At 63.1% G+C, this 15,479-nt stretch carries 13 protein-coding genes; 9 read left to right on the top strand and 4 right to left on the bottom strand.

What is annotated here, in order from left to right:
* From WBQ77_RS07240 to WBQ77_RS07230, 3 genes are all read right to left on the bottom strand, one after another.
* Positions 1–379 (bottom strand): NAD-dependent epimerase/dehydratase family protein (locus WBQ77_RS07240; protein WP_424059572.1); only part of this gene is annotated, 379 nt, incomplete at its 3' end.
* Between the two features lie 6 nt (positions 380–385).
* A complete protein-coding gene (locus WBQ77_RS07235) occupies positions 386–1,393 on the bottom strand; it encodes a glycosyl transferase (RefSeq protein WP_424041929.1) in 1,008 nt (335 codons plus the stop codon).
* 20 nt (positions 1,394–1,413) lie between these two features.
* Positions 1,414–3,378 carry a polysaccharide biosynthesis protein gene (locus tag WBQ77_RS07230; RefSeq protein ID WP_424041931.1) on the bottom strand — a complete coding sequence of 655 codons (1,965 nt, stop codon included), beginning with the start codon at positions 3,376–3,378 and terminating at the stop codon, positions 1,414–1,416.
* Positions 3,379–3,550: 172 nt separating this feature from the next.
* Between WBQ77_RS07230 and WBQ77_RS07225 the strand changes: the two genes are divergently transcribed.
* The 9 genes from WBQ77_RS07225 to WBQ77_RS07185 all read left to right on the top strand — a co-directional run bounded on the left by WBQ77_RS07225 (position 3,551) and on the right by WBQ77_RS07185 (position 13,742).
* On the top strand, positions 3,551–4,849 hold the full coding sequence (locus WBQ77_RS07225; protein ID WP_424059570.1) for a TRAP transporter substrate-binding protein: 1,299 nt from the start codon (positions 3,551–3,553) through the stop codon (positions 4,847–4,849).
* Positions 4,837–6,378 carry an FAD-linked oxidase C-terminal domain-containing protein gene (locus WBQ77_RS07220; protein WP_424059568.1) on the top strand — a complete coding sequence of 514 codons (1,542 nt, stop codon included), beginning with the start codon at positions 4,837–4,839 and terminating at the stop codon, positions 6,376–6,378. Before WBQ77_RS07225 ends, WBQ77_RS07220 begins: the two co-directional genes overlap by 13 nt.
* Positions 6,375–7,610, top strand: a complete 1,236-nt coding sequence (gene glcE, locus WBQ77_RS07215; protein ID WP_424059566.1) for a glycolate oxidase subunit GlcE — start codon at positions 6,375–6,377, stop codon at positions 7,608–7,610. Before WBQ77_RS07220 ends, glcE begins: the two co-directional genes overlap by 4 nt.
* 6 nt (positions 7,611–7,616) lie before the next feature.
* Positions 7,617–8,993 carry a glycolate oxidase subunit GlcF gene (glcF, locus tag WBQ77_RS07210; RefSeq protein WP_424059564.1) on the top strand — a complete coding sequence of 459 codons (1,377 nt, stop codon included), beginning with the start codon at positions 7,617–7,619 and terminating at the stop codon, positions 8,991–8,993.
* Positions 8,994–9,072: 79 nt separating this feature from the next.
* Positions 9,073–10,614 (top strand): histidine--tRNA ligase, encoded by a 1,542-nt coding sequence (gene hisS / locus WBQ77_RS07205; RefSeq protein ID WP_424041939.1) that lies wholly within the window; start codon positions 9,073–9,075, stop codon positions 10,612–10,614.
* A 4-nt stretch (positions 10,615–10,618) separates the two neighbouring features.
* The gene (locus tag WBQ77_RS07200; protein ID WP_424059562.1) at positions 10,619–11,797 is read left to right on the top strand and encodes an ATP phosphoribosyltransferase regulatory subunit; all 1,179 of its coding nucleotides are present in this window, start codon (positions 10,619–10,621) and stop codon (positions 11,795–11,797) included.
* Entirely contained in the window at positions 11,794–12,495 is a 702-nt protein-coding gene (hisG, locus tag WBQ77_RS07195) for an ATP phosphoribosyltransferase (protein ID WP_424059560.1), read from the top strand. The genes WBQ77_RS07200 and hisG overlap by 4 nt, the downstream gene beginning before the upstream one ends.
* A 59-nt stretch (positions 12,496–12,554) precedes the next feature.
* Entirely contained in the window at positions 12,555–13,001 is a 447-nt protein-coding gene (locus WBQ77_RS07190) for an SRPBCC family protein (protein ID WP_424041944.1), read from the top strand.
* 33 nt (positions 13,002–13,034) lie between these two features.
* A complete protein-coding gene (locus WBQ77_RS07185) occupies positions 13,035–13,742 on the top strand; it encodes a hypothetical protein (protein ID WP_424059558.1) in 708 nt (235 codons plus the stop codon).
* Between the two features lie 90 nt (positions 13,743–13,832).
* Here the strand turns inward: WBQ77_RS07185 and groL are convergent, their stop codons facing one another.
* Positions 13,833–15,467, bottom strand: coding sequence for a chaperonin GroEL (groL, locus tag WBQ77_RS07180; protein WP_424059557.1), 1,635 nt, complete (start codon positions 15,465–15,467; stop codon positions 13,833–13,835).
* Positions 15,468–15,479: the final 12 nt, after the last annotated feature.

The raw sequence follows: 15,479 nt of genomic DNA, 5'->3' as shown, positions 1-15,479 counted from the left end.
CGGTGATCGTCGTGGGCGACGACAAGCCGGCCTGGGCGCGCACGGACGACATCAAGACGAAACGCTCGATCCGGCCTTTGGCCTGGCCGGCGAGCTCGGCCACCGCCTCGGTGTTGATTCGCGCATAATCGTCGTCGGGGAGCCTACCGGGCGCGTGGGCGATGCCGGCCAGATGCACGACATGGCTGACATCGTCGAGCGCTGCGGACCAATCGGCGGGATATGCCAGATCCGGCATCGCGATTGGCTCGATGTTGGGCGCTTGTGTGATGCGCACGGGGTCGCGGGCGGCGGCCCGTACGGAGAAGCCGCGTTTCGCCAGAGCCGGGACCAGGCTTTGACCGATGAAACCGGAGGCGCCGGTGACAAGGATGCGCATCGCGTCTTAGCGCCCCCGCGCGAAGCTGGATAGGACGAAGGCGACGCCGGCTATTCCCAGCGCCAGGGCCGCCGCATCGGCCGTTGGCGATGCCGCGAGTGCGGCCACGATGGCCAGGATCGCCAGCCAGCCGCAGAGAAGGAAAACACGCGTCGTGACCTCCGGGACCTGGAAGCCGTTCGCAATAGCCCTTTGATAGTAATGGATCCGGTGCGCTGCCGTCACTTTCTCACCATTCCGCAGACGCCGGACGAAAGTCAGCGCGCTATCGGCAATCGTGTAGAGGGCTAGCAGGAGCGCCGAGACGAAGTGGGCCTCCGCGACCCAAATCAGCATGTAAGCCAGGATCAAGCCGATGGGCAGGCTGCCCGAGTCGCCCAGAAAGATGCTGGCTGGGTGTTTGTTGAAGACAGCAAAGCCAAGCATGGCGCCGAGTAGCACGAGCGCCAGAAGGCCGATGCCCGGCGGGACGACGTCCAACCACCATAGGATCGCCACACCAAGCGCCATGGGAACCACCTGGGCCACGGTCATCCAGTCGAGGCCGTCCAGAAAATTGACGACGTTCACGAAGCAAACCACCCCGAACACGAGCAGCGCCCGTTCGGCGCCGGCGGGCAGAACGGCGGGCAGGACCCGGAAGTCCGGCGGCAAGGTCAGGACGATACCCAGCGCAACGACGCCCTGGGCCAGGAGCCGCCAAGCGATCGGCAACGGCCACGCGTCGTCCAGTCCGCCAAGAATAGTGAGCGCAGCCGCTCCGAGCAGAATCGGGATGAGGTTAGGCTCCGGCACGAGCTTCCAAACGAGAAGCGCGCCACAGACCGCGAGGATCGCAACCATGACACCCAGGCCTGCACCCTCTGGCGTGGCTTGGACGTGGGAGGAGCGCTCGTTGGGATGTGCCATCAAATGGCGGACGAGCAGCGGCCGGAGGACAAAGATCAGAGCCGCGCTCAAGGCTGCGCTCACGCCGACCACGGCGGCACTGGGAAAGAAGTCGGCCTCGGTCATTGGATCAGCGCAACATGAGATCAGTGCAGGGTCTGCGAGTGGGGCACCCACTCATCCGTTCCAGGCGCCACGTTCGCCGCGGCGCCAGACGGTGCATAGCCCTCGACAGTGGCGTGCAACATCTCCTGCAGTTCTGCCAGGTCATTCTTCGAGATTGCCGTCTCGAACCGCGCGAGCGCGGTGATGAGCTCCCCATAGGCCAATACCGGCTCGGACGTTTTGAAGATGCGCGGGTGGCTGGTGCCCGTCGCGTCCTCGCCGATCAGCAATTCCTCGAAAAGTTTCTCACCGGGGCGCAAGCCCACATATTCGACCGCGACGTCTCCTTCGGGATGGGCCTCGTCGCGCACTTCAAGGCCCGACAACCTGACCATCGTGCGCGCCAAGTCGTCGATTTTGACCGGCGTTCCCATTTCCAGGACGAAGACCTCGCCGCCCTCCGCCATGGCCCCAGCCTGGATGACGAGTTGGGCGGCTTCCGGGATCGACATGAAGTAGCGGATCACTTCAGGATGGGTGACGGTGACGGGCCCGCCCTCCTTGATTTGCTTGCGGAAGAGGCGGACGACCGAGCCGGAGGAGTCCAGAACGTTGCCGAAGCGCACCATCGTGAAGGTCGTCTGGTGCGGATCCTCCGCCAAGGCCTGCAGAACCAGTTCGGCCAGGCGCTTGCTGGCCCCCATGACATTCGTCGGCCGCACCGCCTTGTCACTCGAGATGAGCACGAAACGCGCGACGCCTGCATCCCGGGCTGCGTCCGCGACCACCTGCGTTCCGAACGTGTTGTTCTGCAGGCCGACACAGGGGTTCACCTCGACGATCGGTACATGTTTGTAGGCGGCCGCGTGGTAGATGACGTCGACGTCGTGCTGCGCCAGGGTTCGGTCGATCAGCCTGCGGTCCAGCACCGACCCGAGAACTTGGACCACGTTCGTCTCGGGTCGCGCATTGGGGACGTCAACACGCATGGCGCGCTGTAATTCGGCGATTTCGAACGAGATTTCGTAGAGCGCGTGCTCCGATACGTCCAAGAGCACAAGCGTCTTCGGTCCAAGCTGTAAGAGCTGGCGCGCGAGTTCGGAGCCGATCGAACCGCCGGCGCCGGTGATCAGAACCGACTTGTCTCGGACCTGCGACGAAAGCAGGTCCAAGTCGGGCGAGACAGGATCGCGGCCCAAGAGATCCTCGACTTCGATGGGACGAAGATCGCTGATTTCGACGCGGCCCGCCGCGATCTCCTCCAGCGCGGGCAGGGTCTTCACCTCCACGGGATATTTCTCGAGGACCTTGAGGGCAACCCGGCGCTCGCTGCGGAGTGCCGACGGCGCGGCGAGGAGCACCTCGTCAACCTTCTCGTCGGCGATGACCTTGCCGATCTTCTCGGGGCGAATGACCTTGACCCCGTGCACCACCTGTCCGGCCAACGAAGGGTTGGAGTCGATGAAGGCGACCATGCGATAGGTGCCGGCCTCGTTCAGCGCGCGCAACAGCTGAATGCCTGCCGGGCCCGCGCCATAAATGATGACGTTCTTGCATACGTCGGAGCGGATCGGCTCATATTGCGGTGCGGCTTTGAGCAGCATCGACGCCGCCCATTGACGGCTCAATCGGATCAGAATCGCCGCGATCAGGACGTAGATGACGACGACCGACCGCGGGTGATTCTTGACGCCGCTCATATAGACCACGAGGGCCCACAGGACCGCGGCTATAATCACGGCGATGTAAATCTGTGTGGTGCCGGAGGGACCGATAAAGCGCGTGACGAGCTTGTAGAGGCCACGCCAATAGAAGACGAAGACGCCGACGGCCGGCGCGACCAACAGAAGCAGCAGAGTCTGCCAAGTCTCGGGAATGTAGATACGGCTCAGGCGCAAGGAATAAGCCGCCCACAACGCGATACCGAGCATCACGAAGTCGTTCGCGATAAGCACAGTCCGCTTAAGCCAGCGGGGGCGTTCGATGAGCCAAACGGCGAAATTCATTGAGACCGTCCCGCGCCAGACCATACCAAGCCCAGCCTAACAACCTGATGCGCGTCGGAAAGTTGGTCGAACCATAGCCGAAGCCTTATCCAAACGGAAGCAACGGGTTGAGGTCTTGTGATCTTCCCGTCAAGCTCGGCGCGTATCTGAGCCTTACAGGCGGCGATTCGCGATGAGGTTGATCTCTTTCAAAGCATTTGTGGCGGGCGGGACGCTTCTGGCCGCATTTTCGGCGGCAGGGGCCGCCGTGGCCGAGGTCGTCACCCTGGTCACTCCGCTGGCTTTCGGAACCCATGTCCCGGGCCTTGGGACACCTGCGCGCGAACTTGCCAAGCTCCTGAAGGAGCGCTCGGACGGCACCCTGCAACTGGATTTGAAGGAGCCCGGCGACGGCACGGCCCCTTACGAGATACTGGACAAGGTCTCCGACGGCAAGGTTGATGCGGGCTATGCGACGGCTGGGTACTGGGCCGCAAAACTGCCCGCCGCCAGCCTGTTCGGCGGATTCCCGTTCGGCCCCAACGCCAAAGAGTACATGGACTGGTTCAACCGGGGCCACGGGCGCGCGCTGTATCAGGAGATGTACGATCAGGCCAAGATCGAGGTCCATGTGATCCCCTGTGCCTTCGGCGGCGCGGAGGCAGGCGGCTGGTTTGCCAAGGAAATCGGCTCCAAGGACGATCTGGACGGCCTGCGCATGCGTATTTTCGGGCTTGGCGCGCGGGTGATGATGCGTCTTGGCGTGGTCCCGGTTCTCGTCCCGGGGAGCCAAATCGCGAAGGCCTTCGAGGGTGGCGAGATCGGAGCTGCGGAGGCCTATACGCCGGCGGTGGATCGCGCCAACGGTCTTCAGGACGCGGTCAAGACCCTGTATCAGCCGGGCTGGAATCAGCCTGCCACCGTGTTCGAACTCTTGATCAATCAGGATCGTTGGGCGGCGCTCGGGCCCGAACACCAATCTCTGATCGAGAGCGCCTGCGGCGAGATGCTTCAACGCACGCTCGCCGAGAGCGCCGTTCTGCAGGCCGCGGTGCTGACAGCCTTCGCCAATGAAGACGGCGTCGAGATTCTCGGCTTCCCAGACGACGTTCAGGCGGCTCTACGGGAGGCGTGGCGCGAGATCGCGCGGGAAGAAGGCGTCCGGGACTATCTCTTCAAGGAGGTGCTCGAGGATATCGAGACCTTTCGGTCCGGGGGCGAGGCAAAGGACGAGGACGTCAAGGACGCCGAGGCAAAAACGGAGGAGCCCATGCCGCCACCACCCCCCCCCCGGGTGACGCCACGCCGGTGGGTCCGTGAGCCAAAATGCCGGACTGGACCTGTTGTTCTGTGCGGTTCGTTTTCCGCGCGCGCCTTGATAGAGTGTAAGCGCATGTTGCCCATCGCCCCTCGAAAATGCGATGAGGGGTCAGCATCCTTTATCCTAATGGCCTTTTGGGCGGCTTGGAGCCTGCTTGCATGTCCACTGTGACGCTTCCAGATCCCGACCGTGCCGTATTGGCGCGCCGGAACGAAGTGGTGAAGCAGCTCAAGAAGCTGGCGCCGCAGGCGGTGATGATCGCCGATCTCGAGGGGCGGCGTACATTCGAATCCGATGCGCTTGCCGCCTATCGGCGGTTGCCGCTTGCGGTGGTACTTCCGGCGAGTACGGAGGAAGTCTCGGCCATTTTGCGATTTTGCAACGAGAACCACGTCAAAGTGGTGCCGCGCGGGGCGGGGACGTCGCTCTGTGGTGGGGCGACGCCGCTGGAGGATTCGATCGTTCTGTGCCTATCGCGGATGAACAAGATTCTGGAGATCGATGCCGCGAACCGGGTTGCGCGGGTAGAGGCGGGCAGCACAAACATTTCGATCACCCAGGCAGCTTCAGCCCAAGGCTTCTTCTACGCCCCTGACCCGTCGAGTCAGGTCGCCTGTACCGTCGGCGGGAACATCGCCACCAATTCCGGCGGGGCGCATTGCCTCAAATACGGGGTGACGGTCAACAACCTCTTGGCCGTGCGCTTGGTAATGATAGATGGCGAGATCGTCGATTTCGGCGGCAGCCACCTCGATTCGCCGAATTACGATTTCCTGCCTTTGATCACGGGCTCCGAAGGCCAGCTCGGTGTCGTGACTGAGGCGAGCGTCCGGCTGCTTGCAGCCCCGGAAGGTGCGCGCCCAGTCCTGATCGGCTTCGACTCAGCGCAGGCGGCGGCCTCCTGCGTCGCCGCGATCATCGCCTCCGGGATCGTCCCCGTGGCGATCGAGTTCATGGACCGCCCGGCAATCCATGTCTGCGAGCATTTCGTTCCGGCCGGTTATCCGCTCGACGCCGAGGCGGCGCTGATCGTCGAGGTCGAGGGCTCCGAGGACGAGATCGAGTACCTCTTGGAGAAGATCGAGGACATCGCCCAGGATTACAATCCGATTAGCACCCGGCGCAGCCAGAGCGCGGAGGAGAGCGCGCTGATCTGGAAGGGGCGCAAGGCAGCCTTCGGCGCGATTGGTCAAGTTTCGGATTACATGTGCATGGACGGCGTCATTCCGCTGTCGGCCTTGTCCGCGGCGCTGGAAGGCGTCAGCCAGATCTGCCGCAAATATCGCTTCGACGTGGCCAACATCTTCCATGCTGGCGACGGCAATTTGCACCCGCTGGTACTTTACGACGCCAACGATCCCGGGCAGCTCGAACGTGTAGAGCTTTGCGGGGCCGAAATCTTGAAACTTTGCGTCGAACTTGGCGGCTGCCTGACCGGCGAGCATGGCGTGGGCATCGAGAAGCGCGAGCTGATGTATGAGCAGTTCACGGACGAAGACATCGACCAACAGGTCCGGATCAAGGAAGAGCTGGACCCGGCCTGGCTTCTCAATCCGGGCAAGGTGTTCCCGATTCTCGGCCGCGATGCGCTAAAGTTGACCATCGACCTGACCCGGCTCGAGGCCGGCCGGGGCGACGCGACGCGCGAGGGCGAACTCGTGGATGAAGCCGCGTATATCGAAGGCGAGGAGACGTTGTGACGGCCCATATGCGCCTTGGCTTCCACACTCCGGAGACCGAAGAGGAGCTGTCGCAGCTCGTCCTCGAGGCGGCGGAGTCCCGCACGCCGCTTGAGGTCATGGGCAAGGGAACCAAGCGCGAGCTGGGCCACGCGGTCCGGGCGGGGGCGGTCGTCAGTACCGAGAATATGAGGGGCATCACGCTCTACGAACCCACCGAACTCGTGATGGTCGCCAAGACGGGAACGCCGCTTGCGGAGATCGAGGCGGCGCTTGCCGAAAACGATCAGGAGCTCGCCTGCGAACCGGTCGATATCGCGCCGGTCATGGGCTACGGCCCGGGCGAGGGCACGGTCGGCGGTCTTGTGGCCACTAACATCTCCGGCAGTCGCCGCATTCTCAAAGGCGCGGTGCGGGATCATGTTCTGGGTATCCGCGCGGTCAACGGGCGGGGCGAGATCATCAAGTCGGGCGGGCGCGTCATGAAGAACGTGACGGGCTACGATTTGGCCCGCATGCTGGCCGGCTCGTGGGGCACGCTGGCTGTCATGAGCGAGGTCGCGCTGAAAGTGCTGCCCGTGCACCGTGAGTCGCGCACGCTAATTTTCTTCGGGCTCACCGACTACGCCGCCATCGAAGCGCTGTGTATAGCCATGGGAACGCCCTATGAGGTGTCGGGCACGCTTCACCTTCATGCCGAACTCGCCGCGCGCCTGACCGATGAAGACCTCGCGGGGAATGGCGCCGCCGTGACCGCGATCCGCGTGGAGAGTTTTCCTGCGTCGGCCAGATACCGCGCGAGCCGTCTGCGCGAGGCCCTGCTAGCCTACGGGCCGGAACTTGAGCTGGATTCCAATCGCAGTCAGGTCTTCTGGCGCGACGTGCAGTCGCTGAAGATGTTCAAGGACGTGAGAAATCCGCTCTGGCGCGTCTCCACGATTCCGAGCCGGGCCGCGAGCCTCATCGGCAATCTTGCGCGCAAGATCGATGTCCGTGCGGCCTATGACTGGTCCGGCGGTCTCATTTGGATAGAGACGCCCGCCTTGGCGGATGCGGCCGCGGTGGATATTCGCCGTCAACTCGCCGAGTTTGGGGGGCATGCCACGCTGATTCGCGCGGATAGTACAATCCGTAACGGGACTGACGTGTTCCAGCCGCTGGAGCCGCCGCATGACGTCCTGACGGCCAAGCTGAAGCATGCGTTCGACCCGCTTGGCCTGTTCAACCCCGGCCGGTTGTATCGGGACCGTTAAGGCACCATGGAAACTAATTTCAACGCTTTGCAGATGGGAGACGCGACGATCGCGCGGGCGGACGAGATTCTGCGCCGCTGTGTCCATTGCGGCCTCTGCACGGCGACCTGTCCGACTTATGTTCTGACGGGCGACGAGCGGGATAGCCCGCGCGGGCGCATCTACCTGATGAAGCAGATGTTCGAGACACGCGATGTGCCGGCGACGACGGTCTTTCACGTCGATCGCTGCCTCTCCTGTCTCGGCTGCATGACGGCCTGCCCGAGTGGCGTCGACTATATGCACCTGGTTGATCTCGCCCGCGTGCGTATCGAGCAGCGTGGGCATCGCAGCCCGAACAACAAGACGATGCGTATGTTCTTGAGCCGGGTCCTGCCCTATCCGAGCCGCTTCAAGGCGATGTTGATCCTTGGCTGGTTCGCCCGGCCATTCCGCGAGATGATCGGCAAGCTGGGCATGAAACGCATTGCGGCGGCGCTGGAGCTGGTTCCGAAAGACGCGCTGAAGCTCAAAATCTTGCGCCCCCGATCCGCCTACAATCCGCGGGCGCCGCAGCCCAAACGGGTCGCCATTATGCTGGGTTGCGTTCAGGAGGTGCTGTCGCCCCAGATCAACAGGGCTGCCATCCGCCTGCTGCGCCGTCACGGCGTGGATGTGATGGTGGTCAAAGACGAGGGCTGCTGCGGCGCGCTTTCCCACCATTTGGGGCGCGAGGACGAAGCGCGCAGCCATGCGCGGCGGAATATCGATGCGCTGACCGCCGTCATGCGCGAACGGCTTCTGGACGCGATCATTCCCACGGCCAGCGGCTGCGGCACCATGCTGAAAGACTACGGCAATCTGCTCGCGCGCGATCATGGCTACGCGGAGCGTGCGGAATATGTGGGGGGGCTTGCGCGCGATGCGACCGAGTTCCTGAGCGAGATCGAGCTCAATCCGCCCGTGATGTGGACCGGCCTCAAGGTCGCCTATCATTCGGCCTGTTCTCTGGGTCACGGGCAGAAGCTCGATGACCTGCCCCGGCAGCTCCTAGAACAGGCTGGTTACACGCTGACCGAGATTCCGGAAGGGCATTTGTGTTGCGGGTCGGCCGGCACCTACAACATCGTCGAGCCGGAACTGTCCGGCGAGCTCCGGGACCGCAAGGTCAAGAACATCGAATCGATCGCCCCGGACGTCATCGTGACGGGCAATATCGGCTGCATCACCCAGCTCAAGATCGGCACGAATATCCCCATCGTCCACACGGTGGAGCTTTTGGATTGGGCGACGGGCGGTCCGTGCCCGCCCGCGCTGTCCAAGATGCGGGGCCGCGCCCATCCCATCGAGGCGCTGGTCGAGATGGCCAAGGTCTCGGCCAAGGAAAAGGCGCTCGCCGATTAGGGCCCGGTTGCTTGCTGGCCGGGGAGCGATGGGCTAGAACGCGGCGGCTTGAGCATTTTGACAAACGGCCGCATCCCTCATGAGCAAAAACGACGATAAGCCCGGCCAAGGGCCCGATAACTCTCGCCCCAAAGCGCGCCTACCCAAAGGGCTGCTGGACTCTTCGGCGCAAGAAATCCGTGCGACCGAGGCGATGCTGGCCACGATCAAGTCCGTGTTCGAGCTGTACGGGTTCGAGCCGCTGGCCACGCCTGCCATCGAGTACACCGATGCGCTCGGTAAATTCCTGCCCGATGAGGATCGGCCCAACGCGGGCGTGTTCTCCTTCCAGGACAATGACGAGCAATGGCTCTCGCTGCGCTACGACCTGACGGCGCCGCTCGCCCGCAACGTGGCCGAGAACTATCAAACCCTGCCCAAGCCCTTCCGCCGCTACCAGACGGGCACTGTCTGGCGCAACGAGAAGCCGGGCCCGGGCCGGTTCCGCCAATTCATGCAATTCGACGCGGATACGGTCGGCGCGCCCTCTGTCGCGGCGGACGCGGAGATGTGCATGCTCGCCGCCGACACCATGGAGGCATTGGGGGTGCCGCGCGGCGACTATGTGGTAAAGGTCAACAGCCGGAAGGTTCTGGATGGCGTTATGGAGGCCCTTGGGCTTCTAGGCGATACGAACATCACAAAACGGTTGGTCGCATTCAGAGCGATCGACAAGCTCGACCGGCTGGGAATGTACGGAGTTCGGGAGCTACTTGGGCCAGGTCGAAAGGATGACAGTGGTGATTTCACAGAGGGTGCACACTTAACCGAAAAACAGATCAGCGCCATTGTTGCGGTCCTTGAGGCCAAAGACTTCGGGTCGCTTCGACCAATTCTTGACCAGGTTACTGTGAACACGGGCGGCGTTCCCGACGAACACGGTGGATTGGCGCACCTGCCTTATGAGGACGCGCTGAATGAGATGACCGAACTTGAGGGGTTGATCCGGACTGCAGGCTATGGTCCCGACCGCATCTGGCTTGACCCCTCCATCGTCCGGGGCCTCGAATATTACACCGGCCCTGTATTCGAGACGGAGCTGACGCCAGCCATCAAGGACAGCCGCGGACAGACGATCCGGCTCGGCTCGGTGATTAGTGGCGGGCGCTACGACGGGCTCGTGGCACGCTTCACGGGCGAACGCGTCCCCGCCACCGGAATCTCGGTCGGTGTATCGCGGCTTCTGTTCGGCCTTCAGCTACTCGGCAAGTACAAGGGCGACGACGTCCAAGGCCCCGTGGTCGTGTTGGTGTTCGACAGGGATCGCTTGAGGGACTACCAGCGCATGGTGCAGACCTTGCGCGAGGCGGGTCTTCGCGCCGAACTTTATCTCGGCTCGTCCGGCATGAAGGCGCAGATGAAGTATGCCGACAAGCGCGGCAGCCCTTGCGCCATCATTCAGGGCGGCGATGAAAAGGAACGCGCCGAAGTTCAGATCAAGGATCTTGCGCTGGGCGCCACGCTCTCCAAGATCGAGGACCGCGAAGAATACTTGAAGAAGCAGGCCGAGGCGCAATTTCCCTGGCCGGAAGCCGAACTCGTCGAGGGCGTGCAACAGGTCCTCAAGCGCTACAAGGCGTAACACCATGACCGCCGAATCAGCCAAAGCGTTCGAGGCCCTCGAAGGCCAGGCGCGCGATCTCGTCGCCCTGTTCGGGCGCGCCGGGTACGAGTTCGTCGCGCCCGCGATTCTACAGCCTGCCGGCGTCTTCCTCGATCAGATCGGCGAACAGGTGCGTGCACGCTCCTACGTCTTCAGCGATCTCGCGGGCGAGGAATTGTGCCTGCGTCCCGATCTCACCGTGCCTGTCTCCCGCCTCTATCTCGAACGCCACCCGCGGGCGGGTGAGGAAGCCCGCTATTGCTATAACGGGCCTGCCTTCCGCTTTCAGCCACTCGGGCCGAGCACCATGCACCCGCGCGAATTCCGTCAGGCAGGCGTGGAGTGTTTCGGTGCTTCCGACAAAGCCGCCGCCGACGTGGAGGTACTGCTCCTCGCCGCGGAGGCGGTGCGGAGCGCAGGCCTGTCCGACTTCCGTCTTTGCTTCGGCGATATCGCACTGTTCTACGCGTTGATCGATGCGCTGAACCTGCCGGAGCGCTGGCGACTCAAGCTGCGCCACTATTTCTGGCGTCCGCCGAGCTTCCACGCCCTTCTCGACAAGCTCGCGAAGGGCGAGCGCATCGCGCCGAACGGTCTCGTGACGGCGCTTTGCGAGACGCTTGCCGGGAAGAGCCAGGCGGAGGCTGAAGACGTCGTCTCAACCTATCTCCAGGCCGAAGGCATTCCGGTCGCGGGCAATCGAACGCTGCGCGAGATCGCCGCCCGTCTGCTCGATCAGACGGCGGATCTTTATGCGGACACGCTGCCCAAGGAGGTGGCCACCGTCATCGACTATTATCTGGCGGTTTCGGCCCAACCGCGCGAAGCCGTGGAGCAAATCGCGATGATCGCGCGTGGCGCCGGCCTCGACATCGACGACGCCATTGTTGTATTCGCGCGCCGCTGCGACCTCCTCGAAGGGGCCGGAGTCGATCTCGCCGCCGCGACTCTCTCTACGGAGTTCGGCCGCAAGCTGGAATACTATTCCGGCTTCGTGTTTCAGATCGAGGCGCCGGGGATGGGTGAGACGGAGCCTGTTGCGGGCGGCGGGCGCTACGACAATCTCCTCACAGCGCTCGGTGCGCCGTGTGCTGTGCCCGCCGTGGGTTCGGCCATTCACACCGAACGCCTGTTGGCTGCTGTCGGGAGGGCGTCGTCATGAGTACGCCATCGCTCGTCATCGCCGTGCCCTCCAAGGGGCGTCTCAAAGAGAAAGCCGCCGCGCTGTTCGAAGCGGCGGGCTACACCTTACGCGTCAGGGGACACGAGCGCGGCTATCGCGGCGAACTCGTTGGGCTGCCCGATGTCGCGGTGGAGTACACCTCCGCCGCCGAGATCGTGCATCAATTGCGTGCGGGCCGAGTGCATCTCGGGATCACGGGCGAAGACCTGGTGCGGGAGACCGTGCACGACGTGGACGGCCGGATCGACTTTTTGGCGCCGCTTGGTTTCGGCCATGCGGATGTGGTCGTGGCCGTGCCCAAGTGCTGGCTCGATGTCTCGCGTATGGCGGATTTGGAAGACGTGGCCGAGCAGTTTGCGCGCAGTCACGGCCGGGGGCTTCGTGTCGCCACTAAATACACGAACCTCACCCGGCGGTTCTTCGCGCAGAAGGGCGTCACCGGATACCGGATCGTGGAGAGCGTCGGCGCTACGGAGGCGACACCCGCCATGGGTACGTCCGAGTTGATCGTGGACATCACGAGCACGGGTACGACGCTCAAGGCGAACCACCTGAAAGTGCTTGAGGACGGGCTGATCCTGAGATCGCAAGCCCAGCTCCTGGCGGCGAAGGGTGTCTGCTGGGATGCGCGCGCGAACGAACTCAAGGCGACGATCCTGGGCGCGCTGTCGGCCTGATCACGTTTTCGTTGGGTTCCCTGGCAGGGCGCGGTACAGAAAGCTACCCTCCGGCGGTCATGCGGATCATCTTCGAGAACGAGATCGCCGCGCCCGTGCCTGTCGTCTGGTCCTTCCTGGACGACGACAACAAGCTCCCGCTGTGGATGCCCGAAGTGGTCGATATCAGCTACCCGGACGGCCAAAACCGCGAGGACCCAGTGGGTACGGCCTTCCGCCAGACGCTCAATGAGGGCGGCCGCGAGAAAACCTATGATGGGCTGGTCACGGCCTACGAGCCGGAGCGGCTGTTGGGCGTGAGCCTGACGGACGGCCGGTTCGGCGTCGATGTGCGTTATGCGCTGCCGCCGTCCGGGCATGCCACCCGTCTCGACTACGCGGCCGATCTGGTTCTGCAATCGCGCCTCGCCCGGATCCTCGGTGTCCTGTTCAAGCCACTGACGATCAGCATTCTCAAGCGTCACATGGCCAATCTGAAGCGCGTCGCCGAGGAGGCCGCGCACTGAAAGTCCTACAACATCCCGAAAGGTGGTTTGCCGATGCTTCGCCCCTTTGCTGCGAGTGTTTTTCTCATCTTGACGACGGCCATGGCCGCGGCCGCGCCGGCGCGCATCGTGATCCTCACCAGCGCCGAGGCGGCGGATGCCTGGCAGCTCTGCGAGGTGGGGAGCCAGCGGGCGCAAGGCTTGCGCTACAACTATCTTGGCGCCAAAGCCGCGAAGACATTTTTCAGCGAGGAAGAGCCGCCCGCCTTCTTCTTCGCCATCGACCCGCTCACGGTCGCCACGGCGACGCCCGCCTCGTTGAGCTGGCGGAAGCCCATCATCCACTACTCAGTGTTGCCACAGGACGATGCAAAGAAGATGGAGGAGGCCCTGCATGAACGCACGCGCGAAGCGGCTGGTAACATTCTCAACAACCCGGCGCTGAGGGGAAAGACGGTCGTCATGGTTTGGGATCGCAGGCATATAGCCGACCCCGTACTCGACAAAAAATTTGAACGCGAGGCTGCGGTGACGCTCCGTCAGCTGTTCCACCTCGACATTCTGCCGGGGGTGCCGCGCGAATGGCCGGACCGAAACCATGATTATTTCTGGATCGTCAATTTTCCGGAGAACTCGAACGTACCGCTCAAATTCGAGATGGTAAAACAGGACTTCGGCAAGTCCTTCCCCAAGGTACCGGCCAACGACTGGGGCAAACTGAGTGGGCTTGATAAGGTGAGCGGCTGCCAGGTCGCCCCCTAGCGGCTCTCCCCGCAGTAAACAACGGGACAAACAAAAAGGGCCGCCCCGAAAAGGACGGCCCTTGTCGTTCTTAGCCTGAAGTGACGTGGGCTACATCATGCCCATGCCGTCCATGCCGCCCGGAGGCATCGGCATGGGATCGTCCTTCTTCGGCGTCTCGGCCACTCCCGCCTCGGTGGTGACGAGAAGTCCGGCGACGGAGGCTGCATCCTGCAGCGCCGTGCGGACGACCTTTGCCGGGTCGATGATGCCCTTGGCGATAAGATCGACATAGGTGTCGTTCTGGGCATCGTAGCCAAAAGTCGGCGACTTCTGGTCCATGACCTTGCCGACGACAATGGAGCCTTCCACACCGGCATTCTCAGAGATCTGGCGGATCGGCGCCTGGAGCGCACGGCGAACGATATTCACGCCGGCTTCCTGATCGTCGTTGTCGCCCTTGACCTTCAGAGCCTTGGCCGCATGAAGCAGCGCCACGCCGCCACCAGGCACGATGCCTTCTTCGACGGCCGCGCGGGTAGCGTTCAACGCATCGTCGACGCGATCCTTCTTCTCCTTCACCTCGATCTCGGTGGCTCCGCCGACCTTGACCACCGCAACACCGCCGGCGAGCTTCGCCAAACGCTCCTGCAGCTTTTCACGGTCGTAGTCGGACGTCGTGTCCTCGATCTGCTGACGGATCTGCGCGACGCGCGCATCGATCTCGTCCTTCTTGCCGCCACCGCGAACGATGGTGGTGTCGTCCTTGGTGATGTTGACGCGCTTGGCCTTGCCGAGCATCTGCACGGTCACGTTCTCGAGCTTGATTCCGAGATCCTCGGAGACCATCTCGCCGCCTGTCAGGACAGCAATGTCCTGCAGCATGGCCTTGCGACGATCGCCGAACCCCGGCGCCTTCACGGCCGCGACCTTCAAGCCTCCGCGCAGCTTGTTGACCACGAGCGTGGCCAGTGCCTCGCCCTCGACGTCCTCGGCGATAATGAGCAGCGGACGGCCCGACTGCACAACCGACTCAAGCAGCGGCAGCATGGCCTGCAGTCCCGATAACTTCTTTTCGTAAATCAGGATGTAGGGGTCTTCGAGCTCGGTCGTCATCTTCTCTGCATTGGTGACGAAGTAGGGCGAGATGTAGCCGCGATCGAACTGCATGCCCTCGACCACTTCGAGCTCCGAATCGAGGCTCTTTGCTTCTTCGACTGTAATGACACCCTCAGTGCCGACCTTCTTCATGGCCTGAGCGATCATGTCGCCGATAGCCTTCTCGCCATTGGCGGAGATCGTGCCGACCTGAGCGATCTCGGACGAACCCGAGACTTCTTTGGACTGCTTCTTGATGGTGCTGACGACCTCGGCCACGGCCTTGTCGATGCCACGCTTGAGGTCCATCGGGTTCATGCCGGCGGCCACGGCCTTTAGGCCCTCGCGCACGATAGCTTGTGCCAGGACGGTCGCCGTCGTGGTGCCGTCGCCCGCGGTCTCATTGGTCTTGGACGCGACCTCTTTGAGCATCTGCGCGCCCATGTTCTCGAACTTGTCTTCAAGCTCGATCTCCTTGGCCACGGTGACGCCGTCCTTCGTGGTGCGCGGTGCACCGAACGACTTGTCGATAATGACGTTGCGGCCTTTGGGACCGAGCGTCACTTTCACAGCGTTCGCAAGCACGTCGACACCCTTGAGCATGCGCTCACGGGCCTGGGCGGCGAACACTACTTCTTTTGCTGCCATTGAATTACTCTC

It is taken from the genome of Methyloceanibacter sp., from assembly GCF_049590335.1.
In the GTDB taxonomy this organism is placed as follows: Bacteria; Pseudomonadota; Alphaproteobacteria; order Rhizobiales; family Methyloligellaceae; genus Methyloceanibacter.
The sequence above is the reverse complement of the archived record's forward strand: the minus strand, read 5'-3'. Positions and strand labels throughout refer to the sequence as shown.

Bases quoted from the DNA above. Each gene is read 5' to 3' on its own strand.
- hisG (WP_424059560.1), top strand. From the start codon at position 11,794: ATGAGTACGCCATCGCTCGTCATCGCCGTGCCCTCCAAGGGGCGTCTC.
- glcF (WP_424059564.1), top strand. From the start codon at position 7,617: ATGGAAACTAATTTCAACGCTTTGCAGATGGGAGACGCGACGATCGCG.
- WBQ77_RS07220 (WP_424059568.1), top strand. From the start codon at position 4,837: ATGTCCACTGTGACGCTTCCAGATCCCGACCGTGCCGTATTGGCGCGC.
- hisS (WP_424041939.1), top strand. From the start codon at position 9,073: ATGAGCAAAAACGACGATAAGCCCGGCCAAGGGCCCGATAACTCTCGC.
- WBQ77_RS07190 (WP_424041944.1), top strand. From the start codon at position 12,555: ATGCGGATCATCTTCGAGAACGAGATCGCCGCGCCCGTGCCTGTCGTC.
- WBQ77_RS07230 (WP_424041931.1), bottom strand. From the start codon at position 3,378: ATGAATTTCGCCGTTTGGCTCATCGAACGCCCCCGCTGGCTTAAGCGG.
- WBQ77_RS07225 (WP_424059570.1), top strand. From the start codon at position 3,551: ATGAGGTTGATCTCTTTCAAAGCATTTGTGGCGGGCGGGACGCTTCTG.
- WBQ77_RS07185 (WP_424059558.1), top strand. From the start codon at position 13,035: ATGCTTCGCCCCTTTGCTGCGAGTGTTTTTCTCATCTTGACGACGGCC.
- groL (WP_424059557.1), bottom strand. From the start codon at position 15,467: ATGGCAGCAAAAGAAGTAGTGTTCGCCGCCCAGGCCCGTGAGCGCATG.
- WBQ77_RS07235 (WP_424041929.1), bottom strand. From the start codon at position 1,393: ATGACCGAGGCCGACTTCTTTCCCAGTGCCGCCGTGGTCGGCGTGAGC.
- WBQ77_RS07200 (WP_424059562.1), top strand. From the start codon at position 10,619: ATGACCGCCGAATCAGCCAAAGCGTTCGAGGCCCTCGAAGGCCAGGCG.